Source organism: Bacillus canaveralius (genome assembly GCF_002860125.1).
Lineage (GTDB): Bacteria > Bacillota > Bacilli > Bacillales > Cytobacillaceae > Bacillus_BJ > Bacillus_BJ canaveralius.
Genome location: NZ_PGVA01000001.1, coordinates 18,682 through 39,197, shown reverse-complemented (window position 1 = coordinate 39,197; position 20,516 = coordinate 18,682). Strand labels below are relative to the sequence as shown.

The 20,516-nt window shown below is 43.6% G+C and carries 14 protein-coding genes; 4 read left to right on the top strand and 10 right to left on the bottom strand.

Going from position 1 to position 20,516, the window contains the following annotated elements; genetic code table 11:
• Positions 1 to 3: 3 nt before the first annotated feature.
• Both CU635_RS00150 and CU635_RS00145 read left to right on the top strand, forming a co-directional pair.
• Positions 4 to 1,413, top strand: a complete 1,410-nt coding sequence (locus CU635_RS00150; RefSeq protein WP_101575155.1) for a sucrose-specific PTS transporter subunit IIBC — start codon at positions 4 to 6, stop codon at positions 1,411 to 1,413.
• Positions 1,414 to 1,471: 58 nt separating this feature from the next.
• Positions 1,472 to 2,908: a glycoside hydrolase family 32 protein gene (locus CU635_RS00145; RefSeq protein WP_180956595.1), complete on the top strand. Its 1,437-nt coding sequence runs from the start codon at positions 1,472 to 1,474 to the stop codon at positions 2,906 to 2,908.
• A gap of 458 nt (positions 2,909 to 3,366) precedes the next feature.
• Here the strand turns inward: CU635_RS00145 and CU635_RS00140 are convergent, their stop codons facing one another.
• The 5 genes from CU635_RS00140 to CU635_RS00120 are packed head-to-tail and all read right to left on the bottom strand — an operon-like array spanning position 3,367 to position 7,189.
• On the bottom strand, positions 3,367 to 4,173 hold the full coding sequence (locus tag CU635_RS00140) for an energy-coupling factor ABC transporter ATP-binding protein (protein WP_101575153.1): 807 nt from the start codon (positions 4,171 to 4,173) through the stop codon (positions 3,367 to 3,369).
• Complete coding sequence (locus CU635_RS00135; RefSeq protein WP_101575152.1) at positions 4,170 to 5,015, bottom strand: energy-coupling factor ABC transporter ATP-binding protein; 846 nt, start codon at positions 5,013 to 5,015, stop codon at positions 4,170 to 4,172. The genes CU635_RS00140 and CU635_RS00135 overlap by 4 nt, the downstream gene beginning before the upstream one ends.
• Positions 5,012 to 5,779 (bottom strand): energy-coupling factor transporter transmembrane component T family protein, encoded by a 768-nt coding sequence (locus CU635_RS00130; RefSeq protein ID WP_101575151.1) that lies wholly within the window; start codon positions 5,777 to 5,779, stop codon positions 5,012 to 5,014. The genes CU635_RS00135 and CU635_RS00130 overlap by 4 nt, the downstream gene beginning before the upstream one ends.
• Positions 5,780 to 5,815: 36 nt before the next feature.
• On the bottom strand, positions 5,816 to 6,421 hold the full coding sequence (locus tag CU635_RS00125; RefSeq protein WP_101575150.1) for an ECF transporter S component: 606 nt from the start codon (positions 6,419 to 6,421) through the stop codon (positions 5,816 to 5,818).
• A gap of 15 nt (positions 6,422 to 6,436) precedes the next feature.
• Positions 6,437 to 7,189 (bottom strand): nucleoside phosphorylase, encoded by a 753-nt coding sequence (locus CU635_RS00120; protein ID WP_101575149.1) that lies wholly within the window; start codon positions 7,187 to 7,189, stop codon positions 6,437 to 6,439.
• 236 nt (positions 7,190 to 7,425) lie between these two features.
• Here CU635_RS00120 and CU635_RS00115 point away from each other — a divergent pair, with 236 nt between their 5' ends.
• Entirely contained in the window at positions 7,426 to 8,310 is an 885-nt protein-coding gene (locus CU635_RS00115) for a glycerophosphodiester phosphodiesterase (RefSeq protein WP_101575148.1), read from the top strand.
• Positions 8,311 to 8,374: 64 nt separating this feature from the next.
• Here the strand turns inward: CU635_RS00115 and tatC are convergent, their stop codons facing one another.
• The 4 genes from tatC to CU635_RS00095 form a co-directional block, all read right to left on the bottom strand.
• Positions 8,375 to 9,109 carry a twin-arginine translocase subunit TatC gene (gene tatC / locus CU635_RS00110; protein WP_101575147.1) on the bottom strand — a complete coding sequence of 245 codons (735 nt, stop codon included), beginning with the start codon at positions 9,107 to 9,109 and terminating at the stop codon, positions 8,375 to 8,377.
• A gap of 104 nt (positions 9,110 to 9,213) precedes the next feature.
• On the bottom strand, positions 9,214 to 9,420 hold the full coding sequence (locus tag CU635_RS00105) for a twin-arginine translocase TatA/TatE family subunit (RefSeq protein WP_101575146.1): 207 nt from the start codon (positions 9,418 to 9,420) through the stop codon (positions 9,214 to 9,216).
• Positions 9,421 to 9,467: 47 nt separating this feature from the next.
• Complete coding sequence (locus CU635_RS00100; protein WP_101575145.1) at positions 9,468 to 11,219, bottom strand: alkaline phosphatase D family protein; 1,752 nt, start codon at positions 11,217 to 11,219, stop codon at positions 9,468 to 9,470.
• Positions 11,220 to 11,865: 646 nt separating this feature from the next.
• Positions 11,866 to 13,638 (bottom strand): metallophosphoesterase family protein, encoded by a 1,773-nt coding sequence (locus CU635_RS00095; RefSeq protein ID WP_101575144.1) that lies wholly within the window; start codon positions 13,636 to 13,638, stop codon positions 11,866 to 11,868.
• A 206-nt stretch (positions 13,639 to 13,844) separates the two neighbouring features.
• Between CU635_RS00095 and CU635_RS00090 the strand changes: the two genes are divergently transcribed.
• The gene (locus tag CU635_RS00090; RefSeq protein ID WP_101575143.1) at positions 13,845 to 15,527 is read left to right on the top strand and encodes a glycosyl hydrolase family 28-related protein; all 1,683 of its coding nucleotides are present in this window, start codon (positions 13,845 to 13,847) and stop codon (positions 15,525 to 15,527) included.
• Between the two features lie 199 nt (positions 15,528 to 15,726).
• On the opposite strand, the gene CU635_RS00085 is transcribed toward CU635_RS00090, so the two are convergent.
• Positions 15,727 to 20,247 carry a phosphodiester glycosidase family protein gene (locus CU635_RS00085; RefSeq protein WP_180956596.1) on the bottom strand — a complete coding sequence of 1,507 codons (4,521 nt, stop codon included), beginning with the start codon at positions 20,245 to 20,247 and terminating at the stop codon, positions 15,727 to 15,729.
• Positions 20,248 to 20,516 lie beyond the last annotated feature (269 nt).

Below are 20,516 nucleotides of genomic sequence, written 5' to 3'. Positions count from 1 at the left end.
AAAATGTCAGAAAACCGTAAAATCGCTGAGGAGCTTATTCAAGCTATCGGTGGAGAAGAAAATATTGTCTCGGTTGCCCACTGTGCTACTCGTTTACGACTCATGGTCAATGACAAAGAAAAGATTGACCAGTCAAAGGTAGAAAACATTAATAAAGTTAAAGGCGCATTCTTTAACTCAGGCCAGTACCAGGTTATTTTTGGAACCGGAACCGTTAACCGCATCTATGAAGAGGTAACAAGCCTTGGTTTGGAAGGGTCGTCTAAAGCTGAACAGGCTAAAGAAGCAGCGAAAAGCGGCACCTTCCTTCAGCGGGCAATCCGTTCCTTCGGCGATGTGTTCGTGCCGATCATTCCTGCCCTTGTCGCAACCGGTTTATTCATGGGGCTTCGCGGCCTTGTTCTTCAGGAAGAAATACTGGCTTTATTTGGAATGACACCTGATGATATTTCCGAGAATTTTATTCTATTTACGCAAATATTAACGGATACTGCGTTTATCTTCCTGCCTGCTCTTGTCGCATGGTCGACGTTCAGAGTATTTGGCGGAACACCGACAATTGGACTTATTTTGGGTTTGATGCTTGTCAGCCCAGCACTGCCAAATGCATGGGGAGTAGCTGGCGGTGACGTGCAGCCACTTGAATTTTTTGGATTTATTCCGGTAGTTGGTTACCAGGGCTCAGTCCTTCCTGCCTTTATCGCAGGGATTATCGGCGCAAAGCTGGAGAGGCAAATCCGCAAACGGGTCCCTGAAGCTTTGGATTTGATCGTCACACCATTTTTAACATTACTGATCATGATTACACTGGCCTTATTTATGATTGGACCAATTTTTCATAGTCTGGAAAACATTATTTTGGACGGTACCGTTGCAGTTCTCTCCTGGCCACTCGGAATTAGCGGGTTGCTGATCGGAGGCTTAAACCAGCTCATCGTTGTAACCGGTGTCCATCACATTTTTAACTTACTTGAAATTCAGCTGCTTGAAGAGTTTGGAAACAATCCTTACAACGCAATTATCACTTGTTCTGTTGCAGCACAAGGCGGAGCCGCTTTGGCGGTTGGTTTAAAAACAAAATCTGCTAAATTAAAGGCTCTTGCCCTGCCGTCTTCTTTATCAGCTTTCCTCGGAATTACCGAACCAGCCATTTTCGGTGTAAATTTGCGCTATGGCAAGCCGTTTATCATGGGATTAATCGGCGGAGCTGCCGGCGGGCTTGTGTCCTCCCTACTCGGCCTTAAAGCAACAGGAATGGCGATTACCGTAATTCCGGGTACTTTGTTGTACTTAAACGGGCAAATACTGCTGTACATTTTAGTAAACTTAATCGCCATCGGCCTCGCATTCGCACTGACATGGATGTTCGGATACACAGATAAAATGAAGGAAGAAATCGAGCAAAAAGGCTAATACAAAATAAAGACAGGCGGCCATTTTATGCCTGTCTTTATTCATAAGGAGCTTCAAAATGACTGAGCAAGAACTAATGGAAAAAGCATATGAAGAAATAGACAGACTTAAAGAGACAGTCGCGAGTGACCCACATCGGTTAATCTATCATCTCATGCCACCTGTTGGCCTTTTGAATGATCCAAATGGGCTTATTCACTATAAAGGCGTTTATCACGTTTTTTATCAATGGAATCCATTTGATGTCGGGCACGGTGCCAAGTATTGGGGCCACTATACTTCAAAGGATTTAGTGCATTGGCGGGAAAAACCAATTGCTCTAGCCCCCAGTGAATGGTACGAAAAAAACGGCTGCTATTCCGGCAGTGCCATCGAGCATGATGGCAAACTGTTCTTATTTTACACGGGAAATGTGAAAGACGAACACGATCAGCGGCAAACTTACCAGTGTATGGCCGTTTCAAGCGACGGAATCCATTTTGAGAAAAAAGGGCCGGTAATCGAGCTTCCGCAAGGGTACACAGCACACTTTCGCGATCCAAAGGTTTGGAAAAAAGATGATATGTGGTACATGATTCTCGGCGCCCAAACCCTTTCAGAACAAGGCGCAGCCGTCTTATTCTCGTCCAAAGACCTTTATGAATGGAAGCATCTTGGCATCATTGCGGGTTCTGGCCTGAATGGATTAAGTGAATTCGGCTATATGTGGGAATGCCCAGATCTGTTTGAATTAGACGGGAAAGATGTCCTTCTCGTTTCTCCGCAAGGACTTGAGCCGGAAGGAGACTTATACAATAATGTGTTTCAGTCAGGTTATTTTATTGGCAGCCTAGACTATTCTGCACCAGCTTTTCAACATGGCTCTTTTACGGAGTTGGATCGAGGCTTTGATTTTTATGCACCGCAGACGATGCTCGATGGAAAAGGAAGAAGGATCATGTACGGTTGGATGGGGATAACTGATGAAAATGAACCTTTTCAGCCGACCGTCGACCACCAGTGGATTCATGCTTTGACATTGCCGCGGGAACTGAAGTTGAAAAACGATAAGCTCATCCAACAGCCAGTTGAAGAACTGCATCTGCTTCGGAATCAGCAGGTTAGCATTTTAGAAGCCGAAATATCCGGTGATGTTGTTTTTGAAGAAGTTGGCGGAAGGTCAGTTGAACTGATCTTGAACTTCAAGAAGCATGAAGCAGAAACATTTAAAATCAGCTTGCGAAATAACGCAGCCCTTGTATATCATGCTGGTTCGAAACAGCTGATTTTGGAACGAAAAAGCTTTAAAGATGGAACTATTGAACAACGAGCTTGTCATTTGGACAAGCTTGGCAAGCTGCAGATCTTTCTCGATACCTCTTCTATCGAGGTTTTTGTCAATGATGGAGAAGAAGTGTTTACAGCGAGATATTTTCCCGATGTTGAGGACGAAAGTATCAGCTTTTATTCAAATGGCAAAGTTGTTTGTGATTTAGAGAAGTGGACGATTGGATAGAAATAACTGTAAAGGCCTCACCTGACTTGTTGGGCGGGGCCTTTTCGTGGATTATTGTCCTATCAAAATAAGTTCACTTATCCATATCACATGAGCATTCCTCATGTTAAACAATCCAAAGATTCAAAAGTTCAATATTTAATCCACGCATCCATGTAGGATGCGACCCCCAGAAGCGGCATTGAAACATTGGGACCAAAAATTTCAATCCACGCATCCATGTAGGATGCGACCTCAAAATCGTCCAATAAACAGAAGCTATTAAAACATTATTAAAAATAGCAGAAGTCATCCTTTAAGGTGATAATCTTCTGCTATTCTTGTTGTTATTCAATCGAGATAAAGCAGTAAACATACAATAATCTTTTATAATACTGCCAGTAATATATTCAAAAAACTAAAAATCACACTACAGTCTGGTGATTGGCCTTACGCAACCGTAAGACTGCTGCTATAAACTATTTTTTTTCAGTTACATGCTTATACATTTTTATAAACTCCTCAACACTCAAAAACGTCTCCTTATAACCAAGCTTCTCTCCCAGCTGCGTAATTCCCGGGGCTTCGACATGGGCATTTTTCAAAATTTCTTTCGATGCGAAGACGCTCCGTGTATCCCCGTCGAGAATGACCTTTCCTTCATTTAAAACGATCGTTCTTTCGAAATTCTCGGCGACGAAGTCCATGTCATGGATGATCGTCATGACCAGTTTGTTCTTTTCTTTTAATGTGTTAATGATGTTTCGGATTCTTTCTTTTCCTGCATGGTCCTGGGCAATCGTCGGTTCATCAAAAATAATGATGTCCGTATCCATGGCAACTACTGAAGCAATGCAAAGCAGCTTCTTTTCCGACAGGCTCAAATCATGGGGATTCACTTCCAGCTTATCGTTAAGCCCGACCATCTCCAGCGCCTCTATTGCCTTTTGCCGCGCAGTATGAGTACTCATCTTGATGTTCAGCGGGCCGAACATGGCCTCATCCAATACATTGCGTTTGAATATTTGCTCATTTGGGTTTTGGAATACGAGCCCGATCGTTTTGGCCAGCTCGGCCGCAGTCGAATCGTTGACGCGAAGATTTTGAATAAAGATTTCCCCGCCATACGGTTTCAAAAGTCCTTTCAACAATTTGACGAAGGTTGTTTTTCCGGCACCATTTTGACCAATAATCGCCGTCGTCCTAGTATCAAAATCCAAATTTATTGCAGAGAGAATCGGGCTTCCTTGCTGATAGGAAAATGATAGATTGCTAACTTTGATCATCGACTTTTACCCCCGAGTGCCATATATGCCTGATCGAGCGTAACAGGATAAAGATCCGTACCGGCGATTTTAGTATTTAACGCTTTGCAAACCCTTGTATAGACAGGGGCTCTTACACCATAGTCCTCTAAATCCTCGCGGGAAAAAACCTTTTCCGGGGTGTCAAAATCGATCAGCTTGCCGCAATTTAACAGCATCACTCTGTTGCAATACTGGGCGATTTTCTCCATTTTATGTTCAGATAAGATCACCGTTACTCCCTGTTTGCTCAAGTCTTGAATAGCCTGAAAAACCTCTTCGGATCCTTCCGGGTCAAGCTGGGAAGTCGGTTCGTCCAAAACAATCACACCCGGTTTCATGGCGATGATACTGGCAATTGCCATCCTTTGCATTTGCCCGCCCGATAATTCAAAAGGATTGCGGTCTTTCAATTGGGCTATATTTAACAGGTCGAGAACATAATCGATCCGTTCCTTCATTTCGACACGCGATAGACCGATATTTTCGAGGCCGAAGGCAATTTCTTCATAAACAGTCAGCTTAGACCCGGTCACCTGCGTAAACGGATTTTGAAAGACGATGCCTGCCTTTAAGCTAAGTTCATCGATAGAATGATTCTTGACTTCCAGCCCATCGACGCTTACTTTTCCACCGTATGCACCTTTATAAAAATGGGGAACAAGGCCTACAATTGATTGGCATAACGTTGATTTTCCCGCTGAATTCGCGCCGATAATTCCAATGAATTCGCCTTCTGCCACTTCGAAAGACAAAGTATCAAGTGCCAGCGTTGCCGATAAAGGATATTTGTACTTAAGATTTTCGACGATGATTTTATTCATGCAACGATCCTCCAGACGAGGGCAAATGCGGTTAGCACCAAGAGCGTCCACTGAATAGCTTTGCTGAAAGTATAATTTTTTTCTTCATATAAATAGGTCTTTGGTGTCGGGGAGTTAAATCCTCTCACTTCCAGCGCCATTGCTCGTTCCTTCGTATTGATCAATGACCCTAACACGACAGGTCCCAGCAGCGGTAAAAACGCCTTGATCCTGACGCTCAATTTGCCTTCTGTCTCCATTCCCCTTGCCCTTTGTGCATCGGTAATCGTGCCCATTGTCGACATCATTTCCGGAATGATTTGAAAAACGGAGCTGAGCACATACCCGAACCGCGGCGACATCCCCTTACGAACGAGAGATTCGACGAGATCCGCCGGTTTCGTCGTCAGGACAAGGATCATAAAAGCACCAACAATACTGATCACACGAAGAGTAATCATCAGCGCATGCATCAGCCCTTCTTCATACATCGTAACTGGGCCGACCTGAAAGAGAGCTGTTTCGTTGTCGGGACTAAACAATCCCTGGATGATGAAGACCGTAATCAGGATCAGAAAAACAAAGCCGAATACAGGCAGCGTTTTTCTGAACACCTTAGCCGCAAAGAGCAGGACAATGCTAAGTCCAACGCATATAAAAGAGATCGTGAGCGATGACAAAATGATTGGCACCAAAATTGAAAAAAGAATGTAATAGAGCTTACTTATCGGATCAATGTCATGGACGATTGATCTTCTCTCTGAATATAAACTGATCGGTTTCAAAAAACGTTCACCATCTTTCTATGCATTGCAGCCTGGTTAGTCAAGAGTCTCCAATTTATGATTGTTATCGTATAAGTGCACCACATTTTGCGGCAGCCCCCTGAAAATACCGTAGCTGATCAGGACGACCATTAATTTATCCGGCACATCGACGACGAGTTCATCAAGGAAGGATGCAAGCCAAATCGAGTCTGTTTTTGCCAGAATAATCGCGTATAACGCATCTCCCCAAACGTTCCCTGTTTGTCCTCCCCAAAAACCTACGTTGATCGGCGTCGACACAACTGTCGCAACGAGGCCGACAATCAACCCGGCCACAGCAGCCTGAGACCAGCTCGAGATCAAGCCTTTATAAAATAAAATTCCGACTGCCAAACCAATTGCGATACTTGAAATAGCGTACACAAACGAAATTGGATCGAGCGTCAACCCATAAATAATATTATTTATAGCACCTGCTAAAGCTCCAATAATCGGGCCTGCCAGCATGCTTGCCAATACGGTACCAATCGAATCAAGCCATAGCGGCAGCTTTAACAACCCTGCAAATAATTTCCCTATATAATTAATACCTACGGCAGTCGGAATTAACACAAGGGCTGAAGTAGAAAATCGAAATGACCACATACTTTGCTTTTGCATAAATGAAACCTCCTTTTAACTTTTCAATGAATGATGATAAGAGACAATGGCTTCTAATGCAGTGATGATTTCTTTCTGTTCGCCAAGCTTGCTTTCGTTTGCTTCGTCTAAATAGGCATTAATCCCCCCTTCCAGGTTTCCTTCTTTTTCTACCACCACATTTAAAATAGATGCGGTTTTTACACCGCGTAATCCCCCAATGACAAACAGTGCGGCTGTTTCCATGTCGGAAGCTAAAATCCCTTTGCTTGACCAGTACTGATCGATTTGCTGTTCTTCATCTGTATAAAAGCTGTCATGGCTCCTGACTTTCCCTATATGATGTCGATACCCTGATTTTTTAGCTGCTTCAATCACATGAAACAGCAAGCCGGTATCAGGAATAGCCGGAAAAGCTTTATCAATATAGGCATCTGAGGCCCCGTCATTTCTGACAGCACCGCCCGCAATTACCAAATCTCCCAATTTTACCTCGGCCTGATTCGCCCCGCAGCTGCCAATGCGAATCATCACATTGACCCCAATATTCCTTAATTCCTCGACAGCAATTCCGGCAGATGCCCCGCCGATTCCCGTCGAAGTCACGAAAATACGAACTCCTTTATAAGAACCGACAATTGTCTTAAATTCGCGATTGTTCGCCACGGCTTCGGTTTGATCGAGAAATTTGGCGACCTCATCAACACGGCCCGGGTCGCCAGGCAAGAGCGCATAATGAATCCGATAATCCTCGCCAATTCTGATATGTGGCTGCATACTGTTCCCCATATGTAAACTCCCTTAATTTTGATCAATATTATTTTATAATTTCAAAAAAATGCAGGAAAAATTGAATATTCTCACTCTTATTCTATAAAACATTTCCTCAAAAGGAAATGTTTCCGGAAAATATAAATCAATGTTTGTTACAGGATTGTCATCCTATTTTAAATATTTGTTTATATTCACTTAAAATCCAACCATTATGCTAAAAATGATCTTAACTACGAAAGGGGAAACAGGAGATGAAAGGACTTTTACAAAATGTATTGATGTCAGCCGCATTAGTTGGAATTAGCACCGGATTTGTCGGACATGCAGACGCCGCTAAACCAATGCATCCAAACAAAATTTTAAACGTAGCCCACCGTGGCGCCTCAGGACATGCCCCGGAACATACGCTTTTGGCTTACGGACTTGGGGAAAAAATGAAAGGAGACTATATCGAGATTGATCTGCAAATGACAAAAGACGGTGAGCTGATCGCGATGCATGATGAAACCCTTGACCGCACAACAAACGGAACAGGGTATGTTAAAGATTACACACTCTCCGAAATCAAGGAGCTGGATGCCGGTTCATGGTTCAATGAAAAATATCCGGAATTGGCACGAAAAGAGTATGTTGGGTTAAAAGTACCGACGCTTGACGAAGTCATTCAAACATTCGGTAAAGGCTCCCGCTATTATATCGAAACGAAATCCCCTGAAGTCTATCCGGGCATGGAAGAAAAACTGCTCGAAGTACTTAGCAAGTATAAATTAACAGGTTCGGAAGATTCTTCGGGCAAAGTACTCATCCAATCGTTCAGTGCTGACAGCTTAAAAATAGTCCATGAGTTGGAGCCGGAAATCCCGCTTGTACAATTATTATGGTACGATACGCCAGCCGTGATTACTGACGATGAGCTGGAAGATTATAAAACATACAGTATCGGGGTTGGCATGAACTTTGACAAAATTGATAAAGCATATGTACAAAAAGTTCGCCAGCACGGCCTCGAAATACATCCGTATACCGTCAATGAAAAAGAACATATGCGCACGTTGATTGATTGGGGTGTAACTGGAATATTCACCAACTTCCCTGACCGTTTACAAGAAGTTTTAAAAGAGAAAGGCAGCAAATAAGCTGCAAAAGGATAGCCGAGCTTGCGGCTATCCTTTTTGTTTGCCTGTTTGGCATATATCCTCGTTAAGCCACTGATAATTCTGTGCCTTCTCGTTTCAGCCTCTTTCGATAAACGATCGCGGATAATAGTACGCTGGCCTCATACAAAACCAGTAACGGAACTATCACCAAAATATCTGAGATTAAATCTGGCGGCGTGATCAAGATCGACACGATGACGAGGACAAAGTAGGAAAGCTTTCTGCCCTTTGCCAGCCTCATCGGGTTTAAAATTCCCAACCGTGTTAAAAACATTACCAACAGTGGCATTTCGAATAAAAATCCAAACGGAAGAATCAAGTTAATCATAAACCGGAAGTATTTCTCGGCAGTAAACATCGTCTCAAATTGTCCCGCTGAAAGTGAAATAAGAAAACCTAAAACAATCGGAAATAACACGAAGTAACCGAACGAGATTCCTGCAATAAATAAGAAGAATAAGCCAGGGATGAATCGGAGCGTTACCTTACGCTCTTCTTTTTTTAATGCCGGCGCAACAAAACGCCACGTCTGGAACGCCGCCAATGGTATGGTGGCGGCAATCGCAAATACCGCGGCAATCACCATATACACCCAAAGAATTTCACCCGGGCCAAGGACAGTGAGCTTGCCATCTAAATCTTTAATCAGCCATTTATAAATTTCCTCGACAAACAGGAAACTCACAATCATGAACGCCAAAAATCCTGTTAATGTTTTAATGATCCTGTTTCGCAGTTCTTCCAAATGTCCGAAAACCTGCAGATTCTTGCTTTCCATTTTGCTGACCTCCTCGTCGTTATCCTCCATATGATTGCAAAGAACTTTTACAAAAAAGAAGCAGACGAGCTTTCCCCCGTCTACCCTTTTTTAATATCTGATGGTTATCCCTCTTTTTTAACGGCCGTAAGCGACGGCTTTTTTTCGTCCTCATGATCTGAATCGGATACTAACCCTTTCGTTGCACCCTTGAATTCTGATAAGGTTCTTCCAAAGGCACGGCCGATTTCAGGAAGCTTGGAAGGCCCGAAAATAATTAACGCAATCACGAGTACTAAGATTAACCCCGGAATACCAATGTTCGAAAACATCATGATCACCTCCTGTCGAAAGTTGATGCTCTAATAGGGAGCTCCAACTAGTTTGTTACCTTCTCCCGCTTTTTTTCGTTTTGTTTTTCATGGGCTCGTTGGTGAGCGTGGTGACGATCATCCTCAACCTCATTTGACAATTGGACACCTTGCAGGATTTGTGCAGTTGCCACTTGCTTGATTCCCTGTTGATCCTTCTCAAGTAAAAATGAGGCTCTTGTTGAAATGTCAGCACCTTTTGTTGATACAAAGGGAACAACCCGGTAGTCCGCTTGAAAACGTTCCGGTGTTACCGTGCAGCGGACATAGCCGCGATAATCGTTAAAAAATTTAATATGTGGGTTCAATGCTAAAATCCGGTCAGTATCTGCCCGTTTATCAGCGCCGTTTCCGCCTGAAGTGATCGAAGTGCCGACGAATTCCGCACCGAAAATTCTTGAATTGGGATCATCAAAATTAGTATGGAGATTGGCTGCCCAGCTTGCATGGACATCTCCGGTTAGAACGACCACGTTGTTTAAATCCTGTTTGGTTTCAGCAGATTTGAGTAAATGCTCGCGTGCCGCGGGATAGCCATCCCATGAGTCCATACTGAATTTTGGAGCTGTGCTCGTACCATAATTTCGCTGAGCAAAAAAGATCTGCTGGGCCAACACGTTCCATGCCGCCTTTGAGCCAGCCAGGTTTTCAAACAGCCACTGTTCCTGTTCATCGCCAAGAAGTGTGCGGTTGGGATCAAGAGATTCAGGTGTTTGCGGTGAGCTTTTATCATCGTTCGCCTGGTCATCACGGTATTGCCTTGTGTCCAGTACATTAAATTCCGCCAAATCACCATAAGAAAAATTCCGATATAACCGCATATCAGCTCCTTTTGGCAAGGAAGATCTGCGGAGAGGCATATGCTCATAATAAGCCTGATAGGCGGCTGCACGGCGTTTGATAAATTCCTCAACCGACTGTCCTTTTTCGGGAGTGACATTCGCATAATTATTTTCCACTTCGTGGTCATCCCAGGTTACAACCCAAGGAAAGGCAGCATGGGCAGCCTTAAGGTCAGCATCTGAACGGTATTGGGCATACCTGTTTCGATAATCTTGAAGTGCAATAATTTCCGGACCGCTGTGGGTGCGGACATTACCGCTTGGAGCAACATATTCATTCGGCCCGTATTCATATATGTAATCGCCAAGGTGGAAAACGAGATCAAGCTCTTCTTTAGCCATATGCTGATAAGCCGTATAAAAACCGTGTTCAAATTGCTGGCATGAAGCAAAAGCGAATGTCATGCTAGAAACACTGGAACGGGATGAAGGAAGTGTTTTCGTTTTACCTGTCGGGCTTATTTCATTTCCGCTTTTAAAACGATAAAAGTATACCTGGTTTGGTTTTAATCCCTTGACTTCAGCATGGACGGTATGGGCCAGTTCAGGTGCCGCTACTTCCGTGCCGCGCTGGACAATTTTTCGAAAGTTTTCATCTTTGGCCACTTCCCATTTTACCGGCAATTTTTTAGACGGCATTCCTCCGCCATTTAAAGGGTCGGGAGCAAGCCTTGTCCATAAAACAACACTGTCTGAAAGAGGATCACCTGACGCAACACCAAGAGTAAACGGATACTCCGTGAAATTATAAGCTGCACTTACATCAAGTCCGCCCATCGATTGTGCAATCGCGAGCCCAAGTGACAAGGTGGCAATTTTACTTGCTCCCTGCAGAAAATCACGGCGGTCCATATTCCTTCCGAGACTTTCTTCGCTCCATTTCTTAATCCATTCGTCCATTACTCTTTCATTATTCATGATCGTTCCCCTTTCCGCATAAATTATTTGAATCGGCTTTATTATAAATGGACTTTTTAAACCGAGTGTTAAGGAATGTAAACCAGCAATTCATGAGATTGGGCATATTCATTCAGGACAAAGGAACCAAAACTATTTTTGCTAGGTCTTTATCAATCTCAATTAACACAAAATTCCGATTTCTAGAAAAGCCCTTTTGCCTAATTTTCTTCATGAATCTTTTAAAAAACCGTAACAATAAAGTGATTCGACACCGGTAAGGAAACATGTTGGATAAATCAGCAGAACGCTTTCGAAAGGCTGGTTGACTACCAAATGCACAAAAATCTAGTGTTTCTGTTCAAAAAACTCTCTTTTTCGATCTATTTAGCGGAGAAATATAATCAGTCAGGGAATGTAGCTGTCATAAAGCTCTGAAAATTTACAATTTAATCCATATATTTACATAATCATACTGATCAGCTGGCCTATTCAGAGTATTTAAGCGGAAACTAAGAGGAATTAAGCGAAAAGTGACATGATTTAAGCGAAAAAATCAATAATCGCGCGAAAATCAGCTTTATTTAAGCGATAACATTAAATGGAATATTAAATCCCATTAAAAAACCCCTCTCAAGCAACGATGCTCAGATAGGGGGTTTTCAAGTTATTTCTGCACAGTAATTTTCTGCTCACTTCCGGCAGGGACAGTGACTTCTACTTCGATGTATTGCTTTCCGTCTGCACTGTAATTTTGTTTGAATTTTCCGGATGAAATTCGATAATCACCTGCAGCCATATAAAACGGAACAGTGACTGTAAGCGGCTTTTTCAGACGATTTGTTACGGTTGCTTCCTGGGAGGTCGACTGCCCATCGTTTGCTGCTTTGTAATTCGCTTCAAATGACATAATGCCGCTTTTCGTTTCGCCGTTCATATAGATCGGAATCGAGCGTCCCGGTTCTTCATAATTATAAGAAGTGAATTGTCCTTTTCTCATTTTAAAGTTTCTAAAACCGACCCACGGCTTTCCAGATAACTCGACGGAAGCCGTCGTTGTATAAAGGATTCCATCTTTTTCAGTCACGTTATCTACATGCGTATGGCCGTGCAGGCTTATATTGACTTTGTGTTGCTGCATCACGTCGATCAGTTCGTTTGCATTCTCCCCATGCCATTGCTGATCATATTTCAGTCCAAGCTTTTCGCCGAGCATCAGTGTATCGAGACGCTGCGGATTATGCTGCCCATCGTATTGTTTCCAGTATTCCTGAACTTCAGCGTCGTCGTGCGGCCAAATTTCCCTGTCCTGCCATAACGGATTATGGTGAGAGAAAAGCCCGCGAACTTGCCCTGCCTGTGCATTTTTCTCATTGTCGGCAAGATCTTGTTTAATCCAGTTTAGTTGCTCTTCGCGGATTTGTCCGCCCCATGTCGGGACAGAGAGAGTTCCATGTCCGCTCCTGTCAAATTTATGCCAGTCGAATGAATTGTAGCCGATAAAATGGGCATAAGGTCCATAATTAAACGAGAAATACTGTGGCCCGAAATATTGCTCCCAGTACTTGGCGCCATCGGCAAGCGTCGCATCCTGCGCATAATAATCATGGTTGCCCGGGACCAAATAAACTGGTACATTTAATTTTTGCAGAAATTTATACGTTTCTTCATATTCGTAAATATATTCCTGTGGATTCATTTGCCCGAACATTAAATCGCCGGTTACAACCACAAAATCAGGATTCATCAAATTGACTTCTTTGATTGCCTTTTGCAAATATAACCAGCGTTTTTCCGGATCAGGATTCCAAAGCCCCGCTTCAATTAATTGTGCTGGCTCTGTTGCAGCCGGGTCTCCATGATCACCTAAATTCCGGGGTGAACCGACATGCGTATCCGTTACATGCATGAAAGTGAAATCTTTCTTAAATTCATTGACCACTTTAACCGAATGAGGCTGATCATCAGTAATTCGCTTGCCATTCCCGGTATATGAAACTTCAAGATCATACAGTTTTTCTGGAACATCATTTGGAATTTTTACGGTGACATCATAAATGGTTGAGCTTTTCTTCCAGTGTGATTGGCCAGAAGATACCTTTTGGACAGGCAGCTCATACTCTGTTGTTAACGAAGAGTTATTCGTTTGCTTTAATTTGATGCTCCATCCTGCCGCCTCTTTTCCCTGGCTATCAATTTTAATGGTTAATAACTCGCCTTTCTTGCTTACAGAAGGTGTTGAAAATAGTGGATAAATAATCTGTTTTACTTTTGGGTCCATTGAAATGTTCGGCACTTCATCGAGGTAATGACTGCTGTTGCCAATTCCTCCATCCTGACTGCCAGCACTGCTGATCGGACCATTAATTGCTTGTACAGCCGCTGGCAACAATAAGACTGCCAATAAAACAATAACAAATTTTTTCATCCAATTTTTCATTGCTTGATACCTCCTTTTTTTATCATCCTCATCCTATCAGCCACATGTAAACCAAGTATTAATTGTTAATTACATTTGTGCTATTACCATTATTTACTTGGAATAAACATATACTAGAAGGATAAAGCCTTACGGTTACTTCCAGACAGACGGGGAATATTATTTTTATCATGAAGAAATGTTTTTCAGGTGAAGGTGGTATGAAGATGATTTATTTGGATAAAAAACATGACCCACGTAAGAACCGCGCCTTGATATCACAAATTTCGAAGAAAGAACTTGATATTAAAAAGGCAATCAAGGAAACCGATGAATTGTTTCAGCAACTGAATAAACATAAATATCAGTATACTGGGGCACAACACCGATCCGTTTTCTTGTTTATTAAAAGGCTCCCAAAACTACTGGCTGATCTTGTATTAACATCGTCCAGTAATGAGCCATCGATTTCTTCAGATACATGTGTAAATGAACAAGGCGAGATTTTTCCAGAGTGGAAACCGCTGTTAGATGAAGAGTACAAGAAATTTTTAAATGAGATTAATAGCGAAGTAAATGTAAAGGACTTCGGTGCAGCCGGAGATGGCATTACGGATGATACCGAAGCTTTTCGAAAAGCACTGGGAAATGGCCGGGTACAAGTTTATGTGCCTGAAGGGATTTTTATCACGAAAGGAATCACGCTTCCTTCATGGACGTGTCTCGTTGGCGCTGGAAAAGGATTGACCACGATAAAACTGCATCATCAAGCACCGAAAGGAAGAAGGCTGATTACAAACGCCAACCATTGGCGAGGCAATCATCATATTTTAGTCGAAGGGATGAGCTTGGACTGGAATGCCGATAGGCTTTGCCCAACCGACAAAACAAGTACTTGGGGCAATCATTCCAGCTGCCTCACTTACGCCAATGTTACATTTGGCTGGGTGAAAGGAGTAGAAGGGATCAATCCGGGCCTTCATTGCTTCGATGTTTCATCCACTTTGTACAACTACTCGGGAGATGGATACCGGGCACGTGGCCCCAGCAAGTATGTTTGGCTCGATCACTTAAACGGCTATGGCTTCGGGGATGACGGGATTACCACGCATCATAGCGACAATATCCTAATCTCGAATTCGCATATGTGTGACCCGAGCGGCCGGGCCCATAATAAGGGCTTTTCTAATTCGAACGGGATTGAAGTCGATGACGGTTCACGCCACGTTTGGCTCGTCAACAATTCTACTTCAAGATGCTTCGGCGGCGTCGAAATTAAAGCACATCATAATTCCTCTGCTGCAGCTGACGTCCAGATTATCGGGCATATTTCGGTCAATGATAACCGATCCTATAACTTCCGCCATATTGGCCATCATAAAATCACTGACCCGGAGTCTAAAACAGCCTTTAATATCAGGGCAACCAATCTCGTGGCACTTGCGCCAATTTATACGGATTTATATGCAGGCTCGACGCCGCGCGCACTTGTCGTGTCCGCCTATAAAAATGTCGTCATCAACCATTTTACTTTGATTGGCGATCCTGATTATGACTATCACAAAAATCCTGTTATCGCGATCCAATATCGGTCGAGAAACGTAGTCTTGAACAACATCACAATCAGAGGTTTTAAAAAAGCAGGCACAGATATAAAGGTTTTCGGCGGAGATAATCACGCCGATCGAGTCCAAATCCGCAATGTGAGAATTGACCATTCGGCACCAAAAGCGATCGACATTGGCTCGCGCGTCAAAAACGCCAGCATTGCAGACGTCAAGGCTGCAGGAGATAACGGCGCGTTCGGTATAAAAGCCGTAAACGCCGAGACCAAAACTTCCAACGTCCTTTTAAAAGGCTATAAGGTTCCGGTCTCTGTTGCCGGAAATGAACACAAAAACTTTTCGTGAACTGGCCCTACTTAGCAATAAAATAAGCTAAAATCCCAGACGGTACCCGACTATGTTTTTAATAAAAATGTTTAACTGATTTTATTTATCATCTTCATGACTGGCAATATGTTTATTTTTATTGCTAAAAAAGAAAAGGGGCTGACTCAAAAGTAAAAAACTTTTTTGAGTTCAGTCCCTTTTCTGCAACTATAGCTTTCTATTTTGTAATCGTATGATTATCAACGATTCTTCCATCACGTGTTTTCACTAAAATGCTGATTCCTTGGTCGTCTATCGATACATTTGTGTAAACCTGCGTGTCTTCGTCAAAATAAACGTCCATATAATCTTGAGGGGTTGTCGCATAAAACTTTTTGCCGGTTGATCCGGCAATCACATACGTGGTGCCCCGATCAGCCGCAGCTCCGTTTTCAAGCGGGAAAGTGCGCACGTAAGAATGGTCATGGCCCGAAATAGCGAGGTCGATATCGAGCTCATCAAAAACTTTCGGCCAAACTTCCTTCACGGTTTCGCTTCCGCCTGCCGGGTTTGAGTAGTATGGAGACCTGTGATAAACAACGATCTTCCACTTTTTATCGGTTTCCTGCATATCCTCTTTGAGCCATTCGGCCTGTTCGATGAGACCTTCCTTCGTTGTTTCAGTATTGAGTACGGCAAAATGCGCATTGCCATAGTCAAAAGAATAGGTGGTTCCTTTAAATTGATCAGGCCCATTCTTTGGCGTGTTAAAGAGATGTTTAAAGGTTTCAACACCTGTACCGATGTTTTCATGGTTACCGACCGTAGGAACGATCGGCGTTGACGCAGCCAGCTTCGGATCCTTCATTGATTCAAAGAACGCATTCCAGTGCGAGTAAAGATTCCCGTCATCGATCATATCCCCAACATGAACCATAAACGATGCATCAGGGTACTCTTGCTTAGCTTTATTGAAAATTTCGGTAAAAACGCCAAATCCATTTTCAGTTTGATTCGGAGGTGCCTGGGTATCACCCATTAAAATAAAGCTGAACGGGTCATTGGTCTTTTTCGCTGTCGTAAATGTCGCCGCTTCACTCCAGCCTCCCTCTGCACCGTCCCCTACCCGATATGTGTAGGAAGTTCCCGGTTTTAAACCGTTTAATGAAGCTAAGTGCACCTGTACCTCACCAGAGTCAAAAGCATACTCCCTGCTGTTTCCCTTCACTTTTTTGACCGCTTTTCTGTTAAATCCATCTTTTTCATAGCGGCCTGTTTCGATAACCTCGACAACTGAAGCTGTTGTAAGAGGTGAAGTTGTCCAGGTGACATTCATTCTGTTCTCTTTTTCGCTAAAAGTAAGGTTTGTTCGTTCCGGTGTTCGTGTACCAAGGTGATCTAGAACCTTTACCTTTGTTTCAAAGCTGTAGCGCCTTTCTTTTTGAGCCTGGATCACAAGCTCTGCAGGAATGATCGACAGTCTGTTTGTTTTAATTCTCCCCTTCCGGTCGGTCGTGCCCAATACCCATGAAGATATGCTTGCTTTGTCAGTCTCGATCCAGCCTTCAAGCTTTCCAAACTTCACTTTTAACCAATCACCTTGCTTTTCCTGGATAATGGTGCTCTCCTCCTTTGAAAACAGTACAAGTTCTTCACTGTTCCGGTCGGGATCACGGAATAATGCCGCTTGTTTTGACTTAATGACGGCAAGCTCAGCTTCAGGTGATTTCACCTGAACGACCGCTCCTTTCACCGCTCTGCCTTTTTCATCTCTAACTGTAATTTCTGAGTCAAACCCGACAGATGCCCGATCGATTGCAATGTTGTAATGTGCTTTTACTTGAGCCTCGATATCCGGCATATAAATGCTGACAGCCTGGTCCCTTCCTGCGAGTGTCGCAGTTCCTTCAACAAACTGAAGCGAGATCGGTTCAATTGCGTTTGTTGGGATCTGAAACGGCAGCTTCGCTAATTCTGTTATCGTTTCTGCGCCAGGGATGGTATCTAGATTTTTTAACTCAAGAACTACATCGCCTTCAGCTGTGATTTCGTTTTTCACAACATTATCAGCTGGAATGTCCTCATTGAGCAGTACTTGATTTGGCGCTGCCTGGAGCTTCGTTTTATCAAAAGTAAAATGGAGCTTTAAGCCCTTCATATTTTGCAGTTGGCTCGTTTCAAGCGCAGCCACATACTCATTACCTACATAAGCTTCTTTTTCGTAAATTGGCTTAATTCCCGTGCCTGCACTGTCGACTTCAAACTGCCAGACGCGCTCACTTTCATTGCCGAAGTGATCGTGAACGACGATTTTCGCCTGATGATAACCGTCTAAAAGTGGAAAATCAGGGATATGGGAAATCTCACCTGTTTCCGCATTAAAATCAGCCTCTACTTTTTGTCCGTCCAGATACATCCAGACACGTTCACGATTAATACCTGTGCCGCCTTCATTGTCCTGGGCGGTGGCACTGATTTTTAATTCATTTGTTACGATTACTTCATTTTCTGCAGGATATTCCTTCGTTATGACCGGATTGACTAAATCGTCATTTGTTTCCCCGTAAACGGCACGGATATTATCTACGTAGATGGTACCCGCGTTTTTATTATCGTTGCTTGTTTCCATTAAACGAACAGCAAGATCCAGCTTTAATGGCGTTGTTTTTCCAGCAGGTACGCTTGCTTCAACATATCTCCAGCCTTCCCAATCCATATTAGTTACAAAGTCGATTGGAAAAGCATTGTTGTTTCCATCCCTTAATTGCGCACGGAGCCAATGGCCCATGCCATCGCCGTATACCCACATCCCGATCTTTTCAGGGTAATCCTCAATGATTATATCTTCCTTCGTGTGTGCATAAGCACCGGATGTTCCGATCGTGCCTGTAAAATCATAGTTCAACTGCAGTGCGTGGTTGCCAAAGCGTGCCGGCTCCGGATAGGTGGTCTGGCGAATCGAAAGTGATTGGTAACGGGCACCGCTTGCCACCCAATGCTCCAGACCATTTTCAAATGTCTCCAAAATAACCGGCATTTTTCCGACTTGAATATTCATCGTATCAGACTTATCACCATAGCTGACTTTGATCGTACCTGTTCCGGTTTTATCAGCCGCTTTAAACGTTCCATCTTCGTTAATGATTCCAATGTCGCCGGTAATTTCCCATTTAAAATTAGCCGGGTGGGCGTGAACAGCTCTCCCGTTTGAAATAGCCTTCACAGCAAAGTTCATCTCTTCCCCTCGTTTAACGGTTAAGCTATCTTGCGGCAAGTGCAGTGCCGAAAGCTGGTTGACGACCGTAATTCGCGACGTACCCGTAGAGCCGTTGAGGTCGGCGATTAACTCCCCGCTGGCTGGAGTTTGCCCAGATGTGAAAATTCCGGCTGAATCCACTGAACCGATTGCCCCATCGGAAACACGCCATTGCGGTTCACCGTTCATTGCAACCGGATTGTACGCTGCATCCATTCCTTTTGCATTAAAATCGTAAGAGCTGCCGGCAAGCATCAATAAATGATCCGGCTGAACAGCGAGCTGCGTTAGTGCGCCTTCAGCTGCTGTTGATACAACAAGGAAAGAGTTCGCAACGCTTCGTTCAAATCCATCAGAAGGATGATTAACCACGGATAAGCCGCTCTCCCCATTCGTACGGGTAATGAAGGTTGAAGACCCTCCGCCATCTAAATTCAAGGCATCAACGGCGCCCATTTCAAACATCAGATCGCGCAGTTCAAAAACGGTAACACCTTCGGAATAACCCGGCTGCCGGCCATCAATCACGACAAAGAAAATACTGCCATCAGCTTTAATACCTGCCGCTGTTCTTGGTGCCCGCGTCGTTGTAAAAGAGCCCTCTTCAAGTTGAACCTTCTGCCCGTTTTCAACAAGGATGATGCGGCCGCCCAGCCCTTCTTTTACATCTTCCCAGCCTGCCGCGACCGAAGTCCGCAATTCAATTTGCTGGCCAACCTGCAAGCTTTTTAATAAATCAGCTGCGGTTCCATGGCCGGAAAGGACAAGCTTTCCTTCGGCAATTTCCGTATTTCCCTGATTGATTTTTACGTCTTCTACCTGGGCGGTAATCGTCCCAATTCCTCGAACATCACCGGAAACTTGGGTTAACACCACTTCTGTTCCCGACGCATTTGTTCCGGTTGTTTTTTTATCAGGAGTATAGGCGACCAATTGGTTGGTACCTCGTGTTCCATTCACACCATTCAGTTTTGTGTCTACGCCGTTAACCAGCAATGTAAATCTAGGATTGGGGTAGCCGATTACCGCTTCCCCGTTTTCTTTGATGCCAAATATTTCAGTAGTGGAAGCTTGCAGAATCTTGCCATCGCGGATCACCGAGCCAATTGGAATGCCGTTTGAAGTATTGTAGAAATCGGCATTCACGCCGCCGACGACCACATTGCCTGGCTTCGATACAAACGAGGCTTGCTGGCGGACAGTCTGCATCCCAAAATCCTTTCCATTCGGAAGACCTGCCTCTATATGTATGTCTGGATGCTTTGTGTCAACGTTCATGACAAATGCTTCCTGCCGCCCTGCTCCGCTGTCGATTGTCATCAATGATTCCTGGACACCAGGTGCAACGGGTCTCGCCCACTCTTCAATAACCGGACCAAGCGAGTAAGGCGTTGCCGTTTCCGCAACCGCTGTATTGGAACCGGGCGAAACTTGGAGTAGAATTGATTGTGAAACTAGCAAAATAGCCAACAAATAAACTACTGTCTTCCTGATTGCATGCACGCATTCTTCCTCCCAATAGATTAGTAGATTAACAACTACAACATACCAACTGCACATTAGCCCAATGTTCAGCGATTGTTAAAAACAAGTAAATATAGTAAAGAAAGTCCTAGATGGGATTATTTCCAGACTGATCAATCTTCGGGGAAACCGCTTTTCAAGATAGTCCTAAAAGAAATTCATTTATCACTTCTTCCTAAAGTAGTTTTAATATTTTGAAATTATCATTATTTAAGTCTAGTTGTCTATACCATTTGTAAAAACACTAC